Below are 25,766 nucleotides of genomic sequence, written 5' to 3' on the forward strand. Positions count from 1 at the left end.
CGCGCGCAATCGATGTCAAAAATCCGGGCCGGTCGCTCGTGCCGCCGCCAGCAGATCGCGGCGCGTGACAGGAGTGCCAGGGTCGTTTTGGGCACCTTCTCCCTCGACCAAGTGAGCGGGAATCACCGCCCCGACCAAGTAATGCGAACCGACCACCAGCACGTGCCCATCGGGACCGGCCAGTGCCCGCGCGGCATTCATCGCAGCGGCAACGGAATCACGCCATGTCATGGCGAGGCGATGCCGGCGTGCGAGACGTTCCATCCCAGCACGCGGGATTCCCGGCGCACCGGGCAGTGGACAGCCGATCCAGTGGCGTGCCAGCAACGACAGAACGGAGACCATCCCGGCGTATTCCTTGTCGATTCGTGTCGTGAAGACACACACCGGTCGTCGCGAGCCAAACACGTGTCGCCATGTCGCCCTGACCGCCTTCATTCCATCGAGGTTGTGAGCCGCGTCGTACACGACGGTCGGAGGTCCGGCGACGATCTGGAAGCGTGCCGGCCAATGCGCCTGCGCCACACCGAGCCGGGCGGCCTCATGTGAGACACTCACTCCTTGGGCCTTCAACAACGTGACACCGGCCAGCGCTACGGCCAGATTCGTGTTCTGGTGGGATCCGGCCAATGGCGTGCGCCAACGCTCACCATCCCGGGGTAGGATGGCGGCCGCATCGCGCAAGATCTCTGCCGCCGTCCAGATCGGAGCTCCGCGTCGGGCGGCGATCCCCCTGACCCTGTTGTTGGCATCCGGGTGCAGCGGCCCAGTCAGGACCGGGACGCCGGGTTTGATGATCCCCGCCTTTTCGAAGGCGATCTTGCCGGGTGTGTGTCCCAGAATTTGCTCGTGGTCCCGCGCAATACGGGTGATGATCGAAAGGGCCGAGGGCACAACATTGGTGGCGTCGAACCGTCCCCCCAGACCAACCTCCACCACGGCGATATCGATTCCGGCACGGGCAAAGGCATCGAATGCCAGCGCGGTCGTTGCCTCGAAGAATGAAATCCGTCTCCGCCTGATCCAAGACCAATGAGCCGCGACAAACTCCGCGACCCACGTGCGCGAAACCGGCCGCCCGTCGACATGGATTCGCTCACGGAAATCGCGCAGGTGCGGCGAAGTATAGCGGCCGACGCGATATCCGGCGGCGCGCAGAATCGCATCCAGATAGGCACTGGTCGAGCCCTTGCCGTTCGTGCCGGCGACATGAATCGTCAAATATCTCGTCTGCGGTTCCCCCAGCCGTCGACAGAATGCACCGATGTTCGCAAGCCCCAGTTTGATGCCCCAGTGCTCCAGAGAAAGAAGCCGGGCGGTGGCGTCACGGTAGGTCACGGCCGGTTTGGGAGTCTCCAACAAAATGAGCCAAAAAGACGATTCCCTCACCCGATCCGCCTGCGGCGGATTGACCTCTCCCGGAGGGAGAGGTTATCTTCCCTTCTCCCCTCTGGGGAGAGGGTAGGGTGAGGGGTTGTCGGGCACACCCCTCGGGCTTGGATCGGCTGGAAAGTGGATCTCCATTCTCATTCGCTTGGAAGCTCCAGGCCATCGCGGCACACAGCCGCCCGTCAAATGACGTCATTCGGCTCCGGAGGCGGCGACACGGTCAACCCCGTCTTGTCCACCACCCCGGAGGCGGGACCACTGAGGAATATGAGCAGTGTGATCAGCGTCTGCCGCAGATCGCGACGCCGCACGATCCGATCGAGAAAGCCGTGCTCGAGGAAGAACTCCGAACTCTGAAAGCCCTCCGGCAGTTCCTGTCGGATCGTGTCACGGATGACGCGCGGCCCGGCGAATCCCAACTGCGCCTTCGGCTCGGCGATGATCACATCGCCCAGCGAGGCGTAGGAGGCCATCACGCCGGCCGTGGTCGGATTGGTCAGAATCGAGATGAAGGGAATCTTCGCCTCGGACAACTCCGCCAGCAGGTAGCTGGTCTTCGCCAATTGCAGAAGCGAGAGAATCCCCTCCTGCATGCGCGCGCCTCCGGAGCACGAAATCAACACCAGGGGGATGCGGCGCACCAAGGCGCGCTCGACGGCACGCGCCACCTTCTCGCCGACGACGGAGCCCATGCTGCCGCCGATAAAGGCGAATTCCATCACGCCGAAGGAGACCTGACGCCCGCCGATGCGGCCGATACCGCAGACGATCGCATCGGCCAGGCCGGTCTTCTTCTGGGCGTCGGCCACCCGCTCCGGATACTTCTTCTTGTCGCGGAACTTCAACGGGTCCTGCGAGACCAGCCCGCGGTCGTATTCCTCCAGAGCGCCGTCGTCCAGAATCATACGGATGTAATCGGAATGGCGGATCCGGAAATGATAGTCGCACGACGGACAGACCCAGAACAGCCGTTCCAGCTCGCGGGCATAGATGATTTCGCCGCAGCCGCCGCACTTCGTCCACAGTCCATCCGGAATGTCGCGCTTGTTCTGTCCGGTGAGACTGGCTTTGGTCTTACGAAACCATTCCATTGGCCAACTCCCGCGGGATGGATTGGGATGCCTCGTCCGCCAATGACTTGAACAGCACGAGGGCGTCACAGATCGGATGGCGGTAGTAGTCACGGCGCCGTCCGATGCGGCGATAGCCGAGTCGCGTGTAGAGGGACAGCGCCGCATCATTGGTGACACGTACGTCGAGCACCGCGCACAGGGCGCCCCGGTTCCGTCCCTCCGCCTCGGCCGCCCTGAGCAGAAGGGTCGCGCCGCCCCGCCGCTGCTTGTGGTGGGCGACCGCCACATTGTGAATCTGCATCTCATCAGCGGCGCACTGGGCGCACACATACCCGATCACGGCGCCATCGTCGTCCACGAGTACCAGATTGATGCGACTGGCCACGGTCAGGCATTCGGCAAACGCCGTTTCGGACCAGGGATCGCCAAACAGCGTCTGCTCCAGAAGGGCGACCGCCGGGACATCCTCCTGTCGCATGGGGCGTATGTGCACGTCCGCGTGGCTCATAGATCATTTACCCGGCGGAAGTCGGGCGGCAGACCATAGTCGAGCGGCGAGGAATCGAGGGGTAGCCGTCGACCCGCAGCCAGATCGGCCTCACCCCATGCCGCCAAGAGATCGCCACCTACGATGCATTCCTGATCGTCTGCCAGTTCAACGTCGCTCGGCAGCGCATGACGCCACCGCTCGCGGTAACCGATGATGCCGGGACCGATGATCTTCGCGGGCCGCTCTCCCGGCGACCATTGCCCCAGTGTGATTGCGATTGGCGGTCCCGGCAACTCATGGCGCAAGAAACGGTAGCAATAGAATGAATCGCCGCGGTGATGAACAAGACAGAACGACGTGCGAGTGCCACCGGGCTCAGAATTACGGCTCTCCCGCCACTGTCGATGGTGGACTACCGGCGTCGGCCAACCCGTGATGGGGATGTCGGCGGACTGTCCCCACCCGGCGGCGGTCGCCCAACCCAATCGTGTCGCCGTCAGAGAACCGGGGCCGGTCACCAAAGCGAGCCCTTCAATGTCGTGCCGCGACCACCCCAACTCCGCCAACGCACGATCAATGAGTCGATCCAAGACGTTCCCCTGCGTCTTCCGCGTGGCCTCATCCCACCGCCCCAGCGCCGCGCCATCGCGGGCCAATCCCACTGTCACGCACGGTCCGGTCGAGTCGAATGCCAGCACCCTCAAGTTCCACCGACCTGCCCGAACGGCTCGATGACGATGCGTCGCTCACCGCTGTTGACCAGTGAGATGGTCACTGCCCAACCGGTTGGGGGCCACAGCGCCCTCGCCCGGTCTGCCCACTCGACCAGACAGATCCCGGTCCCGGAAAAATACGGTTCCAGACCGGCGAAATCCAGTTCGTCCATGGAGCCGATCCGGTACAGATCGATGTGATGGATCGGGCAGCGGCCCACATGAGTGGCCATCAGCGTGTATGTCGGCGACGGCATCGTGCCTCTGACCCCCCATGCCCGCCCAATGGCTCGCGCGAACACCGACTTCCCGGCACCCAATGGCCCGATCAAGCCCACCCAATCGCCCGGCCGAAGTTGCGCCGCCAGCTCGCGCGCCAACGCCTCGGTCTGTTCCACCGAGTGGCAGACTCGCATCATGGGTTGATCCGACCCGATTCAATCTCGTGGGAGGGCGAGGCTCCTGCCGGGCCGTGGAATCGTAGCTCAACAGAATGCGGCTCAGCAGGAGCTTCGCCCTCCCACGAGAAATGGCCGAGCGATTTCGCTGGGAAACCTCACATGCCGGCCGGATGACCGACCGGCATCAACAACAACACCGCCTCGTTCTTGCCATCGAGATCAAGCAGGCGGTTCGCCGCCTCGTCGTCGAACGCGCCGACCGCGCAGGTACCCAGTCCCAGGGCCGTCGCCTGCAGATAGATGTTCTGACAGACGGCGCCGACTTCCATATCGATGTAACGCCGTCCGCGGGCGGCATAGCGTGCCGTGGTCCGCTCGTAATGCGCGCAGATCAGAATCGTCGCCGATGGTGATGCCAGCGCATCCTGCGAGTTGGCGGCCCGGTGGAGCCGCTCCCGGAAGTCCCCCGCCTGGATCGATTCCAGACTGGTGTCGGCGGCGTTGAAATGGTACAACCCCGGCGCCAGTGAGTCAACGCGGGCGACCACCACATACAGCTCCAGCGGGAAGAAGCCTCCCGCCGATGGCACGCCGCGATGGCCGATGCCGCCGCGCTGCTGTGTGATGCCATACGCCGATTGCAGCATATGACCGACGTGAGCCAGGCTCAGGGGACGGTCGCTGAACGCCCGCACGGAATGCCGCCGGGCGATCGCCTCCTCGACCGTCATCGTTCCCAGCGTCACCATCGGGAGGCGGACCCGACCGGCACCTTGATCGGACTGGTTCACAAGCACCCCCTCGTCGGCGGCCGCCGAACTGATGGTCCCCCCCACGAGCAGACACGCCGTGAGAAGAACGAACGGTTTCAACGGGAGAGACAAGCAACCTCTGCTCATGGCGGTCACTTCGGCGTCAATGTCGCCACCGGCAACACCATTTCCGGCAGGGAAATGCCGCCGTGCTGGAACGTGTCGGCGAATTTGCGCTGGTATTCATTGAAGTTCGTCGGGAACACGAAGAAGAAGTCCTCTTTGGCCAACAGATAGGTTGTGCTCATCGTGAATCGCGGCAGACGCCACGCCTTGGGATCGAGCACACGCACCGCCTCCTTGGGTTCGGCGTTGAGATTGTCGCCGTATTTGTAGCGCAGGTTTGCGGACGTGTCCCGACGTCCATGGGCGACGGTCCCGCGCGTCCCCATGATGCTCCCATGGTCGGTTGTGACAATCACAACCGCGTTGGGATCACGGGCGATCTTGCGCAGCAGTTTCAGCCAGGAGGAGTTCACAAACCAGGTCTTCATCAGCCGGCGGAACGCTCCTTCATCGGGAGCCAGCTCATGGAGTATCTCATCGCCGGTGCGACCGTGGGAAAAGTGGTCGATGAAGCTGTAGACGACCGACAACAGCGGCGCGCTCTTGTACGACGAGAACTTCTTGGTAATGTTCTCCCCCTCGGCAAAGTCGAGCACCTTGACATACTTCGCTTCGGTGGGCAGACGCACACCCAGACGCGCCAGTTGCTGATCGAGAAGCTGGCGTTCCAGACGATTGCGCGAGAACTCATCCTTCTCACCGACCTGCCACAACTCCGGATACAGGCGCTGAATCTCGTCGGCAAAGAGACCGGAAAAGAGGGCATTGCGCGCAAACGGCGTCGCCGACGGCAGAACCGAATAGTAGTAGTCGCGCTCAATCTGGAAGTACTCGACCAACTCCGGCTCAATCCCGAACCAGTGATCCAGACGCATGCAGTCGATCACGAAGAAGTACACCTTGCGGCCCGCCTTCAGGTGCGGCGCGACGTAGCGCGGCACGATGTCGATCGACAACGGCGGCCGGTCGGGAGCATCGAGCCGCTCGAGCCATCGGGGGTACTGTGTCTCCACCCAGCGCCCGAACGCCGCGGTTAACTCGCGCTTGTGCTCGCGATGGGTTTCATCGAGACCGAGCTGGGGAAAGCGGTCTATTTCCAGATCCCAGCGCGACATCAGCTGGTGCGCATCAAGCCAGTACCGCCAGTGGGCATTCGGCGACGAGTCGGTCTCCAGCCGACGGAAATCCTCCACGTATTGCCGCGCCAGGTGCTCCGATTCGATCTTGCGCCGCTCCAGGAGTCGTTTGACGACCGACACGACCTGCGAGGGATTGACCGGCTTGGTGAGATAGTCGTCGATCTTCTGGCCGAGCGCCTGATCCATCAGGTGCTCTTCCTCGCTTTTGGTGACCATGACCACCGGCAGATTCGGGTCGAGTTTCTTCAGTTCGATGAGCGTCGCCAGACCATCGCGACCCGGCATGTGCTCATCCAGCAGCACCAGGTCAAATCGCCGCTTCTGCACCGCCTCGAGGGCGTCATCGCCGGAATGCACGCCGGTCACCTCGTAGCCACGGTCGCGGAGGACGAGAAAATGCGAGGCGAGCATGTCGATCTCGTCATCGACCCACAGAAGTTGTCGGGCGCTCGCGGCCACAGTCCTCCTTTGTCACGGATCACAATGTCGGGGCACGGCGTGCTTGTCCGCCTCTGGCGGGCCGTGCCCACCATCGGGTGCCGCGGGCACAGCACGCTGTGCCCCTACCCCACATCTTCCGCCGTCTCCCCCGGCAATTGCAGCACAAATCGCGTCACCTGATTCGGGATCGACGTATCCAGAAACAGATCCCCTCCGTGATACTCCATGACGATCCGGCGCGCCAAAGTCAAGCCCAGTCCCCAGCCGCGCTGCTTGGTGGTGAACCCGGCATGGAAGATCTGCCGCTGCTGCTTGGGCGTCATGCCTTTGCCGTTGTCGGTGACACTGATTTCGACGCCACCACGAGGGTCGGGGCCAACCGCGACATCGATGGCCCCCGATTTGGCGTCGACTGCCTCGAGGGCGTTCTTGATCAGGTTCTCCAAGACCCATGTGACCAGCTCGGCATTGATGGGAACCGGGGCGGTTGGTTTGTAATGCTCCGTGATCGTCACACCCCGTCCGCCGTGTGGCAACCGGGTGCGAAAATAGGCCACAACGTCCCGGACCACCGGCTCCACCGGTTGGATCTTACGGTCCGGCTCCGAGCCGATCTGGCTGAACCGCGTCGCCACGCGCTGCAACCGTACCACATCGGCGCGCATCGCCGTGGCGATCTCCTGCAACTGCTGCGGTGATCGTGGCGCGACCCCTCCGGTACCCTCGGACGGTTCCAGACGTTCCAGCCAACCCAGAAGCGACATCAACGGCGTCCCCAACTGATGCGCCGTCTCCTTGGCCATACCGACCCAGATGTAGCGCTGCTCGGCGCGTTTGATATTGCGGAAGCCGATGTACGCCACCAGCAGGAACAACAGCAGCACCGCCACGCCGATGTATGGCAGCCGTGCAACGGCATTGACCAACTCGTAGTTGCCGTAGTGCAGTTTGTAGAGAAGGTGCCCTTCATACGTGATCGGCACAGGCGGATACTCTTTGGCCATACGCCGCATCCGCTGCCGGATATGCTCCCGTGTCGCCACGGTCGTGTCATGCTCGGTGATCCCGGTCAGACCGCGCCAGTAGAGCGGCTGCCCATTGGGATCGGCCACGACAATGGGAAAGTCGCTTTTGCTGATGATCTCATCAAAGAGGTATCCGATCTCGTTGGGGTCGGTCGATTCGGCGGCGCGCTTCCAATGCCCGGCGTAGGCATTGGCCAACCGCGCCTCGGAGGCCTTCAGTTCCTTCACCATCGTCTGCGTGGTATAGATCAGCACGGCGGCGATGATGGCCATGCCGAGGAACATCAGCCCCTTGAACGCCAGGGGCAAACCGGTGTACCCGGCCCGATCATGCAGAATGCGCCAGAGACGACGTTTCATCGGCTATAACGAAGCGCGGCAAAGATCAAAGAGGCAATTCAATTGTGGTGGGTGCTCCGCACCCACCGAATCAGAATCGCAAGTATCACTTACGCGATTTCCGTCATCCCGCCCATGTAGGGAACCAGCGCCTCCGGCACACGGATCGTCCCCTTGGCGGTCTGGTAGTTTTCCCAGATCGCGATCATGGTGCGCGGCAACGCCAACGCCGAGCCATTGAGCGTGTGCGGGAAGTATGGCTTGCCTCCGGAGGCGGAGCGGACCCGCAGGTCCATACGCCGGGCCTGGAAATCGGTGAAGTTCGAGCACGAGGACACCTCCAGCCAGGTATCGATCCCGGCGGCGTAGGCCTCCAGATCGTAGCACTTCGCGGCGGCAAATGACAGATCGCCGGTGGCCAGAATCCGCACCCGATACGGCAGCCCCAGCGCCTGCAGGATCGCCTCGGCATCGGCAGTCATCGACTCGTGCTCATCGCCCGATGTCTCCGGCTCGACAATCTTCACCAGCTCAACCTTGTCGAACTGGTGCACGCGAATCATGCCGCGCGTGTCCTTCCCGGCCGCGCCCGCTTCACGACGGAAGCAGGGCGTGTAGGCCACCATCCGTTGCGGCAGCGAGCCCGCCTTGAGCATCGTCCCCGCCTCGAGGTTGGTCAATGGTACCTCAGCGGTGGGGATCAGATAGAGATCGTCGGATTCGATGCGGTACATGTCCTCGGCCAGCTTCGGCAACTGGCCGGTCCCCTGCATCGTCTTGGCGGTGACCAGATAGGGGAGTCGATGCTCGACATATCCGCGCTCGGTGTGCCAGTCGAGCATGAAGTTGATCAGGGCGCGTTGCATCCGCGCCCCGGCGCCACGCAATACAAAGAACCCGGAGCCCGAGACATTGGTCCCGGCGGCGCCGTCATAGATCCCCAACTTCTCCCCCAACTCCCAATGCGGCGCGGGCTGGAAGTCGAACGCAGGGCGTTGACCCCACGCGCGCACCTCGCGGTTGGCCGATTCATCGCCCACCGGGACTTCCGGCGCGGGGATATTGGGAATGCGCAATTGCCAGTAGAGGATTTGCGCTTCGACTTCCCGGAGCGTGGTGTCGAGTGCTTGTGTGCGCTCAGAAACCGCCCGCATGGCGGCAATCGCCTCCGCGGCATCCTGGCCGGCCTTCTTCGCCGCGGCGATCTGCTCGGAGGCCACATTGCGCTCATGCTTGAGCGATTCCACCTCGGCGATAATCTGCCGACGGCGACCGTCCAATTCCAGGAGTTGATCGAGGCAGTCGGGGGAATTCTTGTCGCGAATCCCCTTCCGCACAACCTCGGCGTTTTCGCGGATGAAACGCAGGTCAAGCATCGTCGTTCGGCCCCACCTCTATCGGCCTATCACGTAACAGCCAGATGCCGTGCCTTGGGACGGCGAAGCTGCAACCGAGCCGTGTCTGCCTATGATCGAAGAGTCGGCTCGGCCCTCACGCTTCGCTCAGGGTAGACAGGAGCCTCGCCCTCCCGAGGTCAGATCGTCAACATTGGATCACCACGGATGGCGTCGCGCCGCTCGTCGTCTCAGACCCCACCCGGCCCCGGTTCACGGAACACGCCGACCTCGGCCAGATCCGCCTGCGGCATGCGCGGCGTCGCCCGGCGTTTCAAACCACCGTGCGGCACATAACCCGGGACCACCTGCGGCAGCAGCTCCAGCGTGCGGGCTCGATCCCCGGTGCGCGCCACCGCCAGCAACTCGGTCACGCGCGACTCGAAATCGGGCGCCGCATCGTCAACCGCGTCGATGATCCAGATCTTCTCATGTCGCGAGCGTCGGGGGACAACGTCGGGTTCAAAGAGCTCCTCAGACATCTTTTCCCCAGGCCGCAGGCCGACGATCCGGATGGGAATGTCCACGTTGGGCCGTAACCCCGACAGAAGGATCAGGTCACGAGCCAGATCATAGACATGCACCGGCTCACCCATGTCCAGGACCAGCAGTTGTCCGTTTTCCCCGATCACGGCGGCATGGAGGACGAGCAGCGCCGCTTCCCCTGCCGTCATGAAATAGCGGGTGACATTGCGATCGGTGACGGTCACGGGGACGCCCGCGTGAATCTGCCGTTCAAAGAGCGGCACCACCGAACCCACGGAGCCGAGCACGTTGCCGAATCGCACCGAGACAAAGCGCGTCTGCGCCTCGGCGGCCCGTCGCAAGGCCAGAACCTCCGCGATCCACTTTGTCGCTCCCAGGACGCTGGACGGCCGCACGGCCTTGTCGGTGGAGATGTTGATGAATGTCTCCACGCCACGCTCCAGCGCCCAATCCATCAGATAACGTGAGCCCCCGACGTTGTTGACGACAACGGCGTCAGGGAAGTCCTCCGACAAGGGCACTTGCTTATAGGCCGCCAGATGGAAGATCACGTCGGGCACGCGCTCGGCGAACAGCGCATGGAAGCGGCTCCGGTCGGTGATGTCCGCCAAAATGCCTTCGACCCGGGTGATGGTCGGGATATGGGCGACGTCCGCCAAAAGGTCATGTAGCGCGTTCTCTGCGCGGTCGACAATGTGCAGCTCCGAAGGGGCAAAACGCAGTATCCGACGCACCAGTTCCGAGCCGATCGATCCCGCGCCACCGGTGACCATTACGCGCCGTCCGGACAGCCACATCGCCACCGGAGCCGGGTCGTCATCCACTGGCGCGCGGCGCAAGATATCCTCGACCTGGACATTTCGCGCCTCCCGCACGCTCACGCGGCCGTCGATGATCTCCCGCAGCGAGGGGACAGTCTTGACCGGAAGCCCGGTCTCGCCGCAGGCGGCAATGATCCGTCGCATCTGCTCGGCAGTCGCCGACGGAATCGCGATCAAGATCTCCGCGACGCGGTGCCGCTTGGCGGCCGCCGGCAGGTCGATGAGGTCTCCGACCACAGGAATGCCATGCAACCGCGCCCCGTGTTTTTTGGGGTCCTCGTCGATGAGCGCCACCGGCACCATCGGCCCGCCGGGATCACGGCCCAACTCGCGCAGGAGCATCTCTCCCGCGTCCCCCGCGCCGACGACGAGTATGCGCCGCCCATGCCGCAGGAAACCGGGACGCGCTTCGCGCAATGCCCTCAGGGCAAAACGCGATCCCCCCAAGATCGATACCATCAAGAACCAATCGATCAGGAAGACAGAGCGGGGATAACCCGGGACACCGAAGAAGAATACCGGCAGCACCAGAAGTGTCGTGCCGACGGTCACCGCCTTGAGAATCGACACCAGATCATTGACGGACGCGTACCGCCAAACGCCGGAGTACAGCCGGAAGTACGTGAACGAGGCCAGGCGCACCAGAAAGACCAAAGGCAGCGTGTTCCAGAAGGCGGCACCGGCTTCGGCGGGGATCCGTCCATCGAATCGCAGCCAGAAGGCGGCATAGTACGAGATCACAACGGCGACGCCATCGGCCGCCAGAATCGCCAACCGGCGCCGGTTCACACCGGCAGCGGCACCGGAGCCGTTCGTCTCCGTGTGCAGCGCGGGCAGCAGCCGCCCTCCGCCCAGAAGCAAGAGCAACGCGGCCCAGTAGCCGACGAGGACGGTGCGCGATCCGGTGAACGGTTGCGCGGGATCGAACGTGACCACCGCCAAGAGCAATGTGCCGAAGGTCACGGCATGGAATACACGGCTGAGTTCCGCCGTCCGCGTCGCGAACCCGGATTTGTGGTAGAATCCGAAGACGGCGAACAGCACGATCCAACCCAGCGAGATCCACCCCGCGGGACCGAAGTAGTCGGCCGGTGCAAAGACGGGGTCGTCAAACCGGCCGGCACGAAATCGCAGCCAAAAGACGATGGCAAAAGCGCCCTGCAGCGCGACCAGATCCCACAACATCCATCGCCATCGCGCCGTCCACTGGAGCAGGGATTTCATTGATCGCACCAAGAACTGCACCGGTTCAGTCCCCCCGAGACCGCTATGATACGCCTTCCATCGGTCCGTCACCAGCGTTATTGCCCCTACCCGCACATCCGCACAGCCCGCTGCGGCACCACCAACTGATTGCAGTCTATGAAGATGAGAATCGTTGTGAGGAACAATCCCGGAGGCGCGCGGGATTGGGAGGGGTCCTCAATCTGGAGTTCCCACTTGGCCCCGGACAACTGACGGTGTCCGAGGTCGACGGTGTCACGAGGGCATCCCTTCGCCCTCCATCCCATTCAACCGATGTAGTCTGCTCAAGTTCCGCGATGTTGTGCCGTTGCTTGAGACGTGCGCTGGAGCAGCGCGTCCATGGCTTCGACCAGTTCGCTTCGCCGCCGTTCCAGACTGAACAGGTCAATCACACGCTGTTGAAAACCCGCACGCGACGCTACTGGGACCGCCAACGCCTGTCCAACAGCATGCACGGCCTCCTCCGGCGACGTCGGATCAAAGAAGAAGGCCTCCTTCCCGGCGACCTCGGGAAGCGCCCCACATCGGGATACGGCGGGGACACAGCCGCAAGCCATCGCCTCGGCCAAGGCGACGCAGAAGCTCTCATGACGCGAACCTTGGAAGTACACGGCGGCTGACTGGAACTCACGAAGGAGATCGTCGCCGGTGAGCTCACCACGCCAATCGAGGTTGTCAGGACGGGACGCCACGAACTCCCTTCCGACCCGATCTCGGGCCGGACCGATCGCTACAAACTGGACATGCGGCATCCGGGCGGCGACCTCCCAGAACAGCGGCCACCCCTTGACCCGGATCGTCGACCGACTCAAGCTGCCCACACAGATCACCCTGTCTCGCGTGTTTGCAGGATCCGTCCGGAAGCGCGCCACATCGATCGCGTGCTTGATACATCGCATCCTCCCCGACACCTCCGGGAACCGATCTTTGGTCGCGCGATCACTGAACTCGGACACGGTCAGAATCAGATCGGAGGCCCGTAGGAGCCGTCGCAGGATGCGCTCCCGAAGTGAACCCGGCGGGATACCGTAGCGGACTTCCGAAACCCACGCGGCCTCATAACCACCGATCACGGTCACGCTCGGCAATCGACGGCGTCGTGCCATCGCCACCGCCGGTACAGCATGTCGCCCGGCAAACCAGATGAGTACCAGCTCCGCCCGGCGAACGGCGCGCCAGAGCGCCACAAGCGATGGCCAGCCCATATAGGGGAACATCGTCACATCGAAATCCTCACTCAGCAGTGCGGCATCCTGACGCACGAATGTCGCGACTATACGTGGACAGACCAACAGCAGGCACGGTCTTGGACGGGTTGCCGTCTCCAAGGATTTCCAGTCCCGGTTGAAAGAGTACATGGTCGGTTCTCTTCAGATCTGGAAGACTTGTCTCAGCTCCGGCAGCACATGGCGGCGTATGATCACCGACCAAGTGAGTTCCCGCGCCGCCGCGACCGCGCGCCCGGCGTACCGGTCCCGATCGACGGCAAGCGCCGATGCAATCGCGTCCCGAAACGCCGTCGGTTGACTGGGCGTCAACCAGATCAGATCTCCCATGCTCCGAAGTTCCGGCAGATCGACGGATACCGTGGGCAAGCCGACGGCCAGATACTCCGCGAGTTTCAGCGGCTGGGTCACTCTGATGTATTCGGTGACCCGGTAGGTGATCAAGCCAACATCCAGCCGGCGGAGGATTCCCGGCAGGTCTTCAAACCGTCGGGGTCCCAGAAAATGAACATTGGCGAGGCCACGCAGCCCCTCGATGTGGACGGATCGCTGAATCGGCCCGACGAATATCAGGTGCCAATCCAAGCGTTCGCGGAAGACGGACTCCAGCAGATTGAAGTCGACAGGAGAACGGATATTCCCCACGAAACCGACGCGAGGGTGGGGAATGTGGTCGATGGCATCCGGGACTTCGTTCGGTGCATCGAAGAAGAAGTCCGGCACGCCGTTCGGCAGAAGCGCAGCCCGTTGCGCAAGGGCACGACGGCTCTGCATCAGGTGTTCCGTGGTGACGAATGTCAGATCGGCACGGCGCAGCACCGGCAGCTCCCGACTCCACCGCGACGCCACCCACTCCCCTTCGACCGTCCGCGCGTACTCGTCGTAGCATTCGTAGACCTTTCCCGCTCGCGGCAGAGCATCAAAGAGCCACTGCTGTACCGGGTGATAGATCCACTGAATCACCCTCTCGGCCTCGGGGAAGCGTTCACGCAGGTAGCGCTGCAGTTGCCGCCGTGCCAGCCACAGGTTCAGGGGCTTCAGCGGGGGAATCCGGTGGACCGTGATGTCGTGTGCGGCCAGCCGCCATGTCAGAACTCTGACATGCTCACCATCACGCTCCTCGCGCAGTCCCCAGCGCGAGGCCCAGAAACGGCGCGGGTACTTCCAGAGCGTGACATCTGGAGTGATGGGACGATCGATGCAAATCAACGCCGCCGACTCCGGCAGCGCTGCGGCGAGTGCCAACAGCATGTGACGACGATGGAACGTCGCCCAGCGCCGCGACACGTGCACGAGAATGACGGTCTTGATTCGGGAATCACTCATCACGACGGATCGCCCAGATAACACCGTCCGACCGGATGCGCTGAATCAACGGCCCCCACGTGCATGCCGGAACAGCCCGGCCAGCCATGACCGGACCGTGGCCGACTCCGCGATCCCCCAATGGGGTCCCAGAATCAGGATGGTCATCGCGCCCAGAACCGAGGCCGCCCCCAGCTTGACGACAGCCAACAGCGTGGGCGACATCCTCTCCGGCAGAAACACACCGGCCAGCCAGACAGTGATGACAGCGGGAATGGCGGTCAAGAACAGGACACGTGCCGCGTAGAAAGACCACGCGACCAACCGACCGGTCGGCACATGTTCACGCAGCGACCAGAGAATCGGAATCAGCCACGCCCCATAGGCCACGGACGTCGACGCTGCCAGCCCCGCCACGCCGTAGCGCGCGACCCACCACCATCCGCAGGCGGCCTTGACCATGACGCCGATGAGGGACCCATAGAACAAGGGACGCCAACATCGCGAGGAATAGAACACGCGCGACAGCAACATCGTCAGGACTGTGGGCAACAGGCCGACCGCCAACGCCGTCAGCACGACTGACGTCATCTGCCGCGAATGGGCATCGAAGGCCCCGCGCTCAAAGAGCAGTATGACGACCTCGGCGCGAAACGCGACCATCCAGACCACCAGCGGCACCGCGCCGAGGATCATCCAGCGGACGGCGCGGTCGATGATCGTGTCGATCTGCACCCGGTCACCCTCGGCCACGGCACGGCTGAGGAACGGGAAGATGGCCGTCGACAATCCCATGCCGAGGATGGACGAGGGGATGAAGGCGATCTGGCCGCCGTACTGCAGCGCGGCGATCGATCCGGCGGGAAGATACGAGCCCAAATGGCGGTCGATCAGACTGAAGAACTGCGCGAAGGCGTCAATGATCAGAACGGTTGCAACCCAGCGCCCGATCGGGCGGACCATCCCTGAATCGTCCGGCAGCGGCGATGTCGTGCCACGGGGCTCTTCGTGCGGGATCAGAACGAAATTCCACGCGGCCGCCAGACCTGAGCCGACGACATAGCCCCACATCAGAGAACGGGCGCCCAGTCCGGGCCAAACGATGGCCGCGACAATCACCGCGACACTCTGCCACACGAACGCCAGACCGGGACGGACGAAGCACCGGCGGGCCAACAAATGGGCGCGCCCCAAGGCCTCTGCCGACGCCAGGACAACGGCCCACGCGCCAATCCTCAGCAGCCCGGCCGATTCGGTGCGCGCTTCCGGAGAGAATCCGCTCGCCAGGGTGTCGGTGATCGGCCGCGCCAGCAGCCACATGGCAGTGGACAATGCCAGCATCAGCCCTGCCACCCCCCATGCGGCACGACGCGCTCGTTGAGTTGTCGTCCTGTCACCGGCAAACAGGGGAACGAAGGCATTGGGAAGGGAATAGTAGACGACCGTGCAGATGGCCGCCGGAAGTGCGACGGCCGCCAGATACAGATCGATGGCCGCCGTCGTCCCAAAGACAGCCGCGACCACGGCTTCACGCGCGTACCCCACGGCCTTGACCAGCGCGCTGACCAGCAGAACGGCCGCGCCGGCCCTTTGCAGTGAGGATCCGTTCATCTTGAAGTCTGACCCCTGAGGCTGGCGGCGCCGACGTTCGTTCGCGTGATCTTACGCCTGCGAATCCAACGCGGATTCAAGACACCTGGCAATCCGCGATGACGGCCGCCTGTAACCGAAGCATCGATCATCCAGCGGCCGAATCCGCCGGCGTCGGGCCAGCGCCCGCTGCACACGATCGAGGTCAAGATCGGTCAGGACACCGGCCCCACATTCGACCAACTCATTCCATTCGGTGCTGGCACGCAGGACAAGACACGGGGTCCGTGCCCAGTATGCCTCACGCTGAATCCCGCCGGAGTCGGTGAGCACGGCACGGGAATTCGCAATCAGCGCCAGCGCCGCACGATGGGGCAACGGCGGAGCCAGACGCAGGTGGCGACAACGCGCCAGCTTCGCCCAGAGACCGAGTCGCTGCAGGTTCTTGCGGGCGCGGGGATGAACCGCGAACACGGTATCCCGATCCAATCCGTACAGGATGCGAACGAGGCGACGCAAGCGGTCCGGTTCATCGACGTTCTGTGCCCGATGGCAGGTGAGAAAGTAGCACTCGCGTGGCTTCAATCCCCATTGACCGATTTCTCCCAAAGAGGGGATGTCAAACTGCCACTTCCGCCAATTTTCATACATCAAGTCCCCGACGCCGTAGACCCCGCGGTCGATTCCCTCGCGGCTCAGGTTGGCGATGGCGGCGCGGCTGGGACAGAAGCGCCACGTCGCCAGATGATCGGCCAAGACGCGGTTCTTCTCCTCCGGTGTGGAAAGATCGAAGCTGCGCAGCCCCGCCTCGACATGAGCCAGCGGAATGTTGCGATAGGCCGCTGCCAACGCGGCCCCGGCGGTCGTGCTCGTATCCCCGACCACGATCACCGCGTCAGGAGCCAGGCGTGGGAACAACCGATCCAACCGTTGCGCCAGACGTCCGATTTGCCCGGCCGCGGCAGCCGAGCCCAACCCGAGGTGAATGTCTGGGCGACGCAGACCGGTCTCGCTGTGAAACGAACCGGACAGGGCAAAATCGTAGTGTTGTCCGGAATCGATCAGAATCGAGCGAAAGCGCGACTCCAGTGCTTCCCAAAGGACCGAGAGCTTGATGAACTGTGGCCGCGTGCCGAAGACCGTCACCACGACCGGACGCGACCGGCGGACCCGGCGTGCGACCGACTGGGTCAGATGCCGCGGCATCGTCTTGGGGCCGGATGCGTGCCTACTCAAAGAAGCGCTTGATGACGTCGATTGTCTCCGCCTGTTCGCTCTCGGTCATCTCCGGGAAGATGGGAAGAGACAGGGACGTCTGTGTCGCCCGCTCCGCGACAGGACAGTCTCCCGGTCGTCCGCCGAACTCCGCAAAGCAGGTCTGAAGGTGCAGGGCCAAGGGGTAGTAGATCTCGGTGCCGATCTTGGCCTCCTGCAGGTGCGCCCGGAGCGCATCGCGCCGCGATGTAGCCACGGTGTATTGGTGGAAGATGTGGTAGGCCTCCGGCGTCCGCGCCGGCAGAACCAGATCGCCGACTCCGGCCAGTTCGCGATCATACACATCGGCATGGGCGCGCCGCCGTTCCGTCCATCCATCCAGGTGCGGCAATTTGGCGCGCAGGATCGCCGCTTGCAGCGCATCCAGGCGGGAATTATAGCCGACTATCCGGTGATAGTATTTCGGCTGTGCGCCATGGCCGCGCAACAGACGCACGCGCTCGGCAATGGCGGGATCATCGGTCACAACCATCCCACCGTCACCGGCCGCGCCGAGGTTCTTGGTCGGGAAGAACGAAAAACAACCGACGTCACCGCATGCCCCTGCCTTGTTCCCGGCGAAGGCGGCGCCGATCGCCTGCGCGGCGTCTTCCACCAGGTACAATCCACGGTCCCACGTCAGAGCCCGTAGCGCCCCCATGTCCGGCATCTGACCATACAGGTGCACGATCTGAATGGCCTTCGTGCGCGGCGTGATGAGTCGCGCCGCTTTCTCAATGTCCAGATTGTAGTCGGCGGGACTGATGTCACAGAAGACGGGGCGGGCGCCGAGACGACTGACCGCGCTCGCGGTGGCGAAGAACGTGAAGGTCGGGACGATCACCTCGTCACCCGGTCCCACGCCCAAGGCATGCAACGCCAGCAGGAGGGCATCCGATCCGGAGGCGACCCCGACGGCCTCCTGCGCGCCACACTTTTCGGCCACCGCCGCCTCGAAGTTCTTCACCTCCGCCCCGAGAATGAAGCCCCCGTGGTGAAACACCCGCGCAATCGCCTCGTCGATCTCGTTTTTGATCGACTGATACTGTCGTGTCAGATCGATGATTGGTACCGGCATTGTTGTCTCCGAGGATACTGACTTGTACGGTGGGTGTGGCTCGGCTCCGCTCGCCACGAGCCAAGCACCCACACTACGTTCACGCCTTCCCCTTCACATCCGGCCAGTTCTGAGCGTCCAGGAGTTGCTCGGGCGGGACGCCGCGGAATGTCTTGGCCGGCACACCGGCGACAATCTTGCGGGTGGGGGCGTCGCTGGTCAGCACCGCCCCCGCCGCGACCAGAGCATCGGCACCGACTGTCTTCCCGGGGAGGATGACCGCCCCGACCCCGATCCGTCCGCCGCGTTCCACCGTGACACCCTTGAAGTGCTTGAAGCGCTCCTCGGTACGTCCGATGAAATTGTCGTTCGACGTCAACACACCGGGCGCCACAAAGACGCGATCCCCGACCTTCGAATACGCCGTGATGTAGACGTTCGTCTCCAGCTTACAGTATCGCCCGATCGTGCAGAAGTTCTCAATCGCGACGCCGCGTCCGACGATGGTGAAGTCGCCGATGACGACGTTTTCGCGCACGGTGGCCAGATCGGCGACCAGCACGCGTTGGCCGAGGGTGGCGCCGCGATAGATGACCACATGCGTGCCGATGATCGCGCCATCACCGACGACCGAGGGCGGGAGTTCCTGTTCTTTGGTCACGGCCGTGTTCGCGGCACGCATCGGGCGCTTGCCGATCACCGCACCGTCGTCTATGCGTACACCGGCGCCGATCTTCGTCCCGGCGGCCAAAATCACGTGATGCCCGATCTCGCAGTCCGGCCCGACGTCCACGTCGGCACCCACCACGCAGAACTCGCCCCAGCGAATGTTCTCGGCCAGCCGCGCGGTCGAATCAATGATGATACTCATGATTTGTGGTCTCCCATCTATGGTCCGGTCAACGCCGGAATCTCCACGGGAATGCCGCCGGCTTCCAGCGATTTCTGCGCCGCCGCGAGAACTTTTAGTACGCGCAGGCCATCATGTCCGTCGGAACGGGGCCGCGTTCGGTCACGCACGCAGTCGACGAAGTGTCTACACTCGACCGCCAGCGGTTGTGAATTGTCCACCACCGGAATATGGACATCGCCGGTGCGCAGCGTCAGATACTCCGCATACGTCTCATAGTTGCGCGAAACATCCACTCCCTTGTCGAAGACCCGGATCTTCTCGGTCGCCTCGGTGTCGGAGAACACGGCCATTCGCTTCTGCCCAACGATCGTCAGGGAGCGGACTTTGTGGGGATCCAGCCAGCTGGCGTGGACGTGCGCCATGCGGTTGGCCGAAAACTCCAGTGTCATGAAGACAACGTCCTCGATCCCCGGACGGAGATAGGCGTGTCCCACGGCGGTCGTGCGCCGCGGCTGATCATCCAACAGGTAGGCAATCATGGAGATGTCGTGCGGCGCCAGCGACCACATGGCGTTCTCGTTGTCGCGCAACTGCCCCAGATTGACGCGGGTGGAATAGAGGTAGTGGATGGCGCCCAGACCGCCATCGGCGATGTAGCGCTTGAGCCACTCGATGGCGGGGTGGTACTCCATGATGTGCCCGACCATCAGAATGCGGCCGCCGCGCTCGGCCTGATCGACGAGACGCTCTCCGGAGGCAACGTCCATAACGAGTGGTTTCTCGACAAAGACGTCCTTGCCGGCCGCCAATGCTGCAGACGCCAGCTCGTAGTGCGAAATCGGCGGCGTTGAGACCACGACAGCATCGACGTCGCTCGTGTACACATCTTCGACGCGCGCCGTCACAGCTATCTGTGGGTTCTGGGCCTGAGCCCGGTCGCGGGCGGAGGCTTCCGCATCACAGGCGATCGTCACGGTGGCTCCCGGCGTCCGGGAAAACTCACGCAACAGGTTCTTCCCCCACGCACCCAGACCGATCACCCCCAGACGCAACCCCCGGGGAGAGCCACGATCCCGGCTCATGTCGCCACCTTTCGTTTACCGAGTCCTCGGTGGGGAAGCACCGTCCGCCACAAGTTCAGGAGCGCCTCATGCCGCGCCGGATCGGTCGCCGCGAGATGCTCAAGACGGACACGCGCCAACACCATCGCCGTCGTCAGAACGAACCCGACGACGAGTGAACTCAGAGCCAGAATCACACGCCGGGGACGGACCTTGGATCCGCCGCCGACCGCCCGATCCAGCACGGAGAAGGTCGGCGTATCGCGCCGCTCCTGGATGCGCGCATGCTCGAATTGCTCAATCAAGAGCTCGTAGAGTGCTTCCGCCACCTTGACGTCACGCAGACGTGCCGCCAACTCCTGCGTCAGGCGCGGCAGCTCCGTCAAGCCGGCCCCCAGGAATTCCGGTGCGCTGTCCGATACGACCGGCGACTCGAACTCCGTCAGCTTCTGTACCGTCTGGCGGATGCGCGTTTCCAACGCACGGATTTGCGGGTGCTCGGGGGACAGCGTGCGCTGCAAGACGGACAATTCAATCTGATCGGCCGTCATCTGGGCCCGCAGCTTGGCGGCGCTCTCTACGATCGCCTGAATCTCCACGTCGAGCGCCACGGTACGGTGCTGATTCTGGAACTGTTGCAGCGCCGTGGTCGCGCCGTCCAGGGCCACCCGCGTCTCGTCCAGTCGTTGCTCCACGAATTGCCGCGTCCGGCCGGCCTTGGTGTTGACGATCGCTTGGTTGATCCGGTCCGCCACGGCAACCAGCGTGTTCACCAACGTGTCGGCGAACCAGGGGTTTCTGTCCTCGGCCCAGACTTCAATGATCCCCACCGGCGTGACCTTCACGCCGGTGCACCCGCCCAACATGGTCCGCACCCCGGCACGGGACGCCTGCCAGCGCCGCTCCAGCGACAGACGCTGGGCCAGGGAATCGCGCGCCGTCTCCGACATGAGAACCGCCGCCAGAATGTCCGAGGGCGTTGCCATCATCGGCAGTGCCAGACCGGAAGAGAAATAGGCCTTCAGCTCCGACGAGGACTGCCCCATGCTCTGAAAGTCGCGCTCCGGCGGCAGGACGGTCACATGCGAGCGATACATATTGGGAAAAAGGAACGAGAGACCGGTGACCACGACGGCGATTGCCATCGGGTAGGACCACAGCGGCCGGCGGTACTGCAACAGCGCCGTCACCAGCGGCAGAATGCCACCGTTGGCAGCCGCACCAGACCGGCCCATTGACGCCTGGCGATTCTCGAAGGACATAGTCATTTGGTGGCCTGATCAACGACGAGGTAGACGGTGGCCAGACTCGAAACGACGGTCATTGTCTCACGAAATGCCGACCACCAGTTGTGACCTCGCTTCGTCGGCACGACGATGGTGTCCCCGGCGTCGATCTTGGTGATCCGCCCCCGCTTGACGGCGGCACCGGTCGCGCCCCTGACCAGGAAGGTGCCCCGGCGATCGGCCTGCCAGGCGTAGCCACCCGCTCGATCCAAGTAGTGCTTCAAACCCGCTCCCGGCTCGTGTGGAACGAAACCCGGCTGGACGACACGTCCGAGGATGTTGACGCTCTCCGTCGTCCGGGGAACGATGACCTCGTCCCCCTCGATCAGCGGTACGTTATACGACTCATCGCCCAGCGTGAACAGCCGGACGAAATCGGTCGCGACGCGTCCCTGGACCGATAGGGCGTCTGCCATCATCCAGTCGCTTTCGGAGCGCTCCCGCAATTCCTCGGGAACCTTGGCCAGACGCGCACGCTGTTCCACCGACCAGGCCGGAACGGCTGAGCGCAGGATGAGGGCGTGGCTGAGATCCGCCGTCGGCAGAAACCCCCCCGCCGAGTCGATCACCGTCCGCAGCGACACGGTCTCGCCTGGGAAGATGTATCGTCCCGGACGGGCCACTTCGCCGCTGACCAGTACGGACCTCTTGGGCCGAAACGACTCAACAGCCCGAACGATGAGTCGGTCATCCGGCAACAGCATGAATTGTCGCCACTGGCTATAGGTCGTTCCGGCCGGCCATTCCACGCGGTGCGCCTCGTTGCTGCCGGGAGCAAAACGCCACAATTCCAAATGCGTCGTGTCCGCATCTGCGGACAGCCCATACCCCAGCTCGATGAGATCCCCCACCAAATCACCGGGCGAATAGTTGAAGCGGTCCGGCTTGTTGACCGATCCGAAGATCTCCACCGTCCCCCAACGGGGATCCCGGGGGGAGGCCACCAAGACGTCCCCCTCCGCCAGATAGGGGTTGGCCTCGCGCAACCCAAGCCGTTCGAAAGCACCCAAGTCGACGATGATCGTCGTGTCGCGCCGTTGGAGACGAATCTCCCGCCACGAACCATCGTCCCGCAATCCCGCTGTCTCCAAGACTTCGGACGCGCGCGTGTTGGCGGTCACAATGTGAAGCCCCGGCCGTTTCACCGCGCCAGTGACGGTGACGCGAAAGCGGCGCACCTCGGTCAGCGTCACGGAAATGTCGGCGCGCGGGAAGAAGGCCTGCAGTTGCGCGATGACCGCCTCTTTGACGCCCTTCAACGTCATCCCTTTTACACCGATTTCGCCGACGTTGGGAACGATCACCGTCGCTTCGGGCGTAATCGCCACGGCGAACTGATCCGGACGTTCACTCCAAACATTAATGAGGAGCTTGTCTCCGGGGCCGACTGTGTATTCCGCCGGATCAACGACCTGGTCCAAGTACGCCGGCATCTCAGGTGCGATCGTCGGCCCCGGCTCTTCGGCCGGTTTTCCCACAGGGACAGCGAAGGGGACGGGGACCGTGACCGTCTTCTCCTGCTTGGGTGGCGTCTCGACGGCGCTCGACCGGCCGGGGAACAGCAAGCCCAAGACGATGATCGGGCCCATCAGAAGGCCCAGCGGAGAAACGGCAGCGGCAACGAGCATTCGGCGTATTGGCAGCGTCCGTCTGGGGAATCCTCGAGATTTCATTGTTCAGCACCCTCGTCTGCACCATCCCGCTCCGGAGCCGATGCGGCGTCCATCTCCTCGATCCAAGACGTCAGTCGTGCGCTCCACTCCGCTGCAATCGCTTGAGCGTCGGCGGCCGTCGCACCCTCGGCCAAAAGTCGAAAATGCGCGCTGCGGCGATCCGGCCCGACCCACAACCAGCCACGGTCCACGCGCAGGCGCACGCCGTCAATCAGGGAGCGCTCCTGCGTTGCCGTCTCCTGCATCAGCCGACGCATCAGATTCCCCTTCCGATTCCAGGCGCACGGCACGACAGCTTCGGCAAACACCCCCGGGTGGTGTTCGCGTGCCAGCTCGTCCAGGGCGACGCCGCCGGAGGCGAGCATCTCCAGAATGTGCACCAACGCCGCGGCCGCATCGGCAGCCCGCTGCCAAGCGGGGACAATGAACCCGCCCCTCGTCCCCGCCACCAGGTCAGCCTTCCCCGAGGATGCGGCAATCATCATGGCCAGATGGTCGCTTTTGACTCGATACACTGTGCCCCGGTGCTGCGTTGCCAGCTCGTCGAGGGTCGCACTGGCCATGACGGGAACGGCGATCGTCGCCCCTGGATGACCACGCCAAAAGAGCGCCGCCACCGGGAGAAGCAAATCCTGACCTGACAGCGTCACCCCACGCCGATCGACGAGCACGAGTTTCTCGCCGGCCGCGTTGATCTGCGCTGCCAGATCGTACTCCAAGGCGGTGACAATCCGACCCAACGACCGCTGCGCCGCGTCGTGGGCGACAGGATCCGCGTCGCCGGGGATTCCGTTCAGCGCCACCGATTCCACACCGAGTTGCGCCAAGATCGACGGCAGGACCGCCGCCATCGGACCATTGGCGTAGTCCACGATAATGCGGAAATGTTGCTCGCGAATCACGTCCGCGTTCACGCGCAACAGGAACATGTCACGGTAACGATCCAGAACGTGCTCCGGATAGCGAATCGTCCCGATCCGATCACTGTCCACCCGGCGGAAATCCTCACGGAAGAAGACCCGCTCCACCGCCCGCGCCGTCCCGACCGACAGATCGAACCCGGCGGCGTCAAAGAATATCGCGTCGGTAACGTGCCGGTCGTCGGGAGAACGACGGACGTACACCCCGCCCTGATATGCTCTCTCCTGCTGCCCCTGGCTGAGATCGAATCGCAAGATCGGCACGACGGTGTCGCGCAGGTCGCGCACGTGAACGCCCGCCGAGGTCACACCAGACTTCAGGGCTTCCGTAATCGCGCGCGCCTCCACGGACTGGTCCCGGGCTACCACCAGCGTGCTTCCCAAGGCGAACTGAGCGGCAAACGCGCCACCCAAACGCGCCGCAAACTCGGGCGTCATTTCCCGGTTGGTCAGGCCGCTCACCTTGGCATCGGTGAACAACTCGCGATTGTATTGTTCTCCCCAGACGATGCTGGAGGAGACCCGGGCACCGTCCTCGACGGTCTTGCGCGGCCAAATGCGGCAGTTGGGCTGCACGGTGACATTCTCACCGAGCCGACACATCTCCGAGACGATCGTTCGTTCCCGCAGCGTGACCTTGCCCCCCAGCCGGGCTCCCGATTGCACCACGGCCTCATTGAGATCGCAGCCCATCCCCACCGAGACCGCTGACCAAAGAACCGATCGCCGGATCATGGCCCCCTGCCCGATTACGGTGCCGGGACCGATGACGGAATCCACGATCTGTGCCCGCGGGCCGATCGAAACACGATCCCCCAGCACGACGGTGCCGGACAACCGGGCGTCGGCCGCGATCACGCAATCGTGTCCGGCGATCAGCCGCGTGTGGCCGATGCGGCGCTCAGGAGCGGGCCACCGTACGCGGATGCGGCCCGCCATGAGGTCAAAGTGCGCCGCGGCGTAATCGTCCACGTGTCCCACGTCGCGCCAATACCCGTCGCTCACGACGCCGTACATCGGGCGCCGGTCCGCCAGCGTCTGGGGAAACAGGTCATGACCGAAGTCGACGTTGCAATCCGCGGGCCAGCGGGCCATGAGCGATTTCTCGAGAATATAGATCCCGGTGTTGACGGTGTCCGAGAACACCTCACCCCACGAAGGCTTCTCCAGAAAGCGGATGATCCGACCTTCGTCGTCCGTGATGACGACGCCGAACGGCAGGGGATTGTCCTGATGTGTCAGCACGATGCTGGCCTCAGCGCGGTGGCTGGTATGGAAATCCCAGGCGGCCGACAGATCCAGGTCGGTCAACACGTCCCCGGCAATCACCAGGAATCGATCCGCCAGTTGCGGCAGCGCCTGACGCACGCTTCCGGCCGTGCCGAAGTCCCCCTCGGGACGCAGGTAGCGGATCGAGACGCCGAACCGAGCGCCGTCTCCAAAATGCTCGATAATGTGCTCCGCCTGGAAGAAGAGCAACACCATGACGTTCTTCAGGCCGTGGGTGGCCAGAAGATCGATGACGTACTCCATGAGCGGCCGATTGCCCACGGGGACCATCGGCTTGGGCAGGGAGGCGGTCAACGGCTTCAACCGCGTACCGAATCCGCCGGCCAACACGACGGCATCGCACAGCGCATCAGCCATGCCGCCGCCACCCGGAGCCAGCCCGCTCACTGGCGCATCCTCCGCCACCACAATCGAGAC

The 25,766-nt window shown here is 63.6% G+C and carries 20 protein-coding genes; all 20 read right to left on the bottom strand.

Annotated elements, in window-relative coordinates:
- Positions 1–15: 15 nt before the first annotated feature.
- On the bottom strand, positions 16–1,338 hold the full coding sequence (locus AB1792_11575; protein MEW5702851.1) for a folylpolyglutamate synthase/dihydrofolate synthase family protein: 1,323 nt from the start codon (positions 1,336–1,338) through the stop codon (positions 16–18).
- A 233-nt stretch (positions 1,339–1,571) separates the two neighbouring features.
- On the bottom strand, positions 1,572–2,480 hold the full coding sequence (gene accD, locus AB1792_11580; GenBank protein MEW5702852.1) for an acetyl-CoA carboxylase, carboxyltransferase subunit beta: 909 nt from the start codon (positions 2,478–2,480) through the stop codon (positions 1,572–1,574).
- Positions 2,464–2,955: a ribosomal protein S18-alanine N-acetyltransferase gene (gene rimI / locus AB1792_11585; protein ID MEW5702853.1), complete on the bottom strand. Its 492-nt coding sequence runs from the start codon at positions 2,953–2,955 to the stop codon at positions 2,464–2,466. Before rimI ends, accD begins: the two co-directional genes overlap by 17 nt.
- Positions 2,956–2,966: 11 nt before the next feature.
- Positions 2,967–3,650 (bottom strand): hypothetical protein, encoded by a 684-nt coding sequence (locus tag AB1792_11590; protein MEW5702854.1) that lies wholly within the window; start codon positions 3,648–3,650, stop codon positions 2,967–2,969.
- A 2-nt stretch (positions 3,651–3,652) separates the two neighbouring features.
- Positions 3,653–4,084 (bottom strand): tRNA (adenosine(37)-N6)-threonylcarbamoyltransferase complex ATPase subunit type 1 TsaE, encoded by a 432-nt coding sequence (gene tsaE, locus AB1792_11595; GenBank protein MEW5702855.1) that lies wholly within the window; start codon positions 4,082–4,084, stop codon positions 3,653–3,655.
- A 137-nt stretch (positions 4,085–4,221) separates the two neighbouring features.
- Positions 4,222–4,965: a SagB/ThcOx family dehydrogenase gene (locus AB1792_11600; protein MEW5702856.1), complete on the bottom strand. Its 744-nt coding sequence runs from the start codon at positions 4,963–4,965 to the stop codon at positions 4,222–4,224.
- Positions 4,966–4,970: 5 nt separating this feature from the next.
- Positions 4,971–6,542 carry a bifunctional response regulator/alkaline phosphatase family protein gene (locus AB1792_11605; protein ID MEW5702857.1) on the bottom strand — a complete coding sequence of 524 codons (1,572 nt, stop codon included), beginning with the start codon at positions 6,540–6,542 and terminating at the stop codon, positions 4,971–4,973.
- A 104-nt stretch (positions 6,543–6,646) separates the two neighbouring features.
- Positions 6,647–7,909: a HAMP domain-containing sensor histidine kinase gene (locus AB1792_11610; GenBank protein MEW5702858.1), complete on the bottom strand. Its 1,263-nt coding sequence runs from the start codon at positions 7,907–7,909 to the stop codon at positions 6,647–6,649.
- An 89-nt stretch (positions 7,910–7,998) separates the two neighbouring features.
- On the bottom strand, positions 7,999–9,264 hold the full coding sequence (gene serS, locus AB1792_11615; GenBank protein MEW5702859.1) for a serine--tRNA ligase: 1,266 nt from the start codon (positions 9,262–9,264) through the stop codon (positions 7,999–8,001).
- A 209-nt stretch (positions 9,265–9,473) separates the two neighbouring features.
- A complete protein-coding gene (locus tag AB1792_11620) occupies positions 9,474–11,813 on the bottom strand; it encodes a nucleoside-diphosphate sugar epimerase/dehydratase (protein ID MEW5702860.1) in 2,340 nt (779 codons plus the stop codon).
- A gap of 305 nt (positions 11,814–12,118) precedes the next feature.
- Positions 12,119–13,192, bottom strand: coding sequence for a glycosyltransferase family 4 protein (locus AB1792_11625; protein ID MEW5702861.1), 1,074 nt, complete (start codon positions 13,190–13,192; stop codon positions 12,119–12,121).
- A 12-nt stretch (positions 13,193–13,204) separates the two neighbouring features.
- Positions 13,205–14,386, bottom strand: a complete 1,182-nt coding sequence (locus AB1792_11630) for a glycosyltransferase (GenBank protein ID MEW5702862.1) — start codon at positions 14,384–14,386, stop codon at positions 13,205–13,207.
- A 45-nt stretch (positions 14,387–14,431) separates the two neighbouring features.
- A complete protein-coding gene (locus AB1792_11635; protein MEW5702863.1) occupies positions 14,432–15,976 on the bottom strand; it encodes a lipid II flippase MurJ in 1,545 nt (514 codons plus the stop codon).
- Positions 15,977–16,027: 51 nt separating this feature from the next.
- Complete coding sequence (locus AB1792_11640; protein ID MEW5702864.1) at positions 16,028–17,161, bottom strand: UDP-N-acetyl glucosamine 2-epimerase; 1,134 nt, start codon at positions 17,159–17,161, stop codon at positions 16,028–16,030.
- Positions 17,162–17,183: 22 nt separating this feature from the next.
- Positions 17,184–18,287, bottom strand: coding sequence for a DegT/DnrJ/EryC1/StrS family aminotransferase (locus AB1792_11645; GenBank protein MEW5702865.1), 1,104 nt, complete (start codon positions 18,285–18,287; stop codon positions 17,184–17,186).
- 79 nt (positions 18,288–18,366) lie between these two features.
- Positions 18,367–19,137: an acyltransferase gene (locus tag AB1792_11650; protein MEW5702866.1), complete on the bottom strand. Its 771-nt coding sequence runs from the start codon at positions 19,135–19,137 to the stop codon at positions 18,367–18,369.
- 17 nt (positions 19,138–19,154) lie between these two features.
- Positions 19,155–20,201, bottom strand: a complete 1,047-nt coding sequence (locus tag AB1792_11655; protein MEW5702867.1) for a Gfo/Idh/MocA family oxidoreductase — start codon at positions 20,199–20,201, stop codon at positions 19,155–19,157.
- Complete coding sequence (locus AB1792_11660) at positions 20,198–21,415, bottom strand: GNVR domain-containing protein (GenBank protein ID MEW5702868.1); 1,218 nt, start codon at positions 21,413–21,415, stop codon at positions 20,198–20,200. Before AB1792_11660 ends, AB1792_11655 begins: the two co-directional genes overlap by 4 nt.
- Before the next feature lie 29 nt (positions 21,416–21,444).
- Positions 21,445–23,094: an SLBB domain-containing protein gene (locus AB1792_11665; GenBank protein ID MEW5702869.1), complete on the bottom strand. Its 1,650-nt coding sequence runs from the start codon at positions 23,092–23,094 to the stop codon at positions 21,445–21,447.
- Between the two features lie 41 nt (positions 23,095–23,135).
- A complete protein-coding gene (locus tag AB1792_11670) occupies positions 23,136–25,736 on the bottom strand; it encodes a sugar phosphate nucleotidyltransferase (GenBank protein MEW5702870.1) in 2,601 nt (866 codons plus the stop codon).
- Positions 25,737–25,766: the final 30 nt, after the last annotated feature.

The sequence above is a fragment of the Candidatus Zixiibacteriota bacterium genome, from assembly GCA_040752595.1.
In the GTDB taxonomy this organism is placed as follows: domain Bacteria; phylum Zixibacteria; class MSB-5A5; order WJJR01; family WJJR01; genus JACQFV01.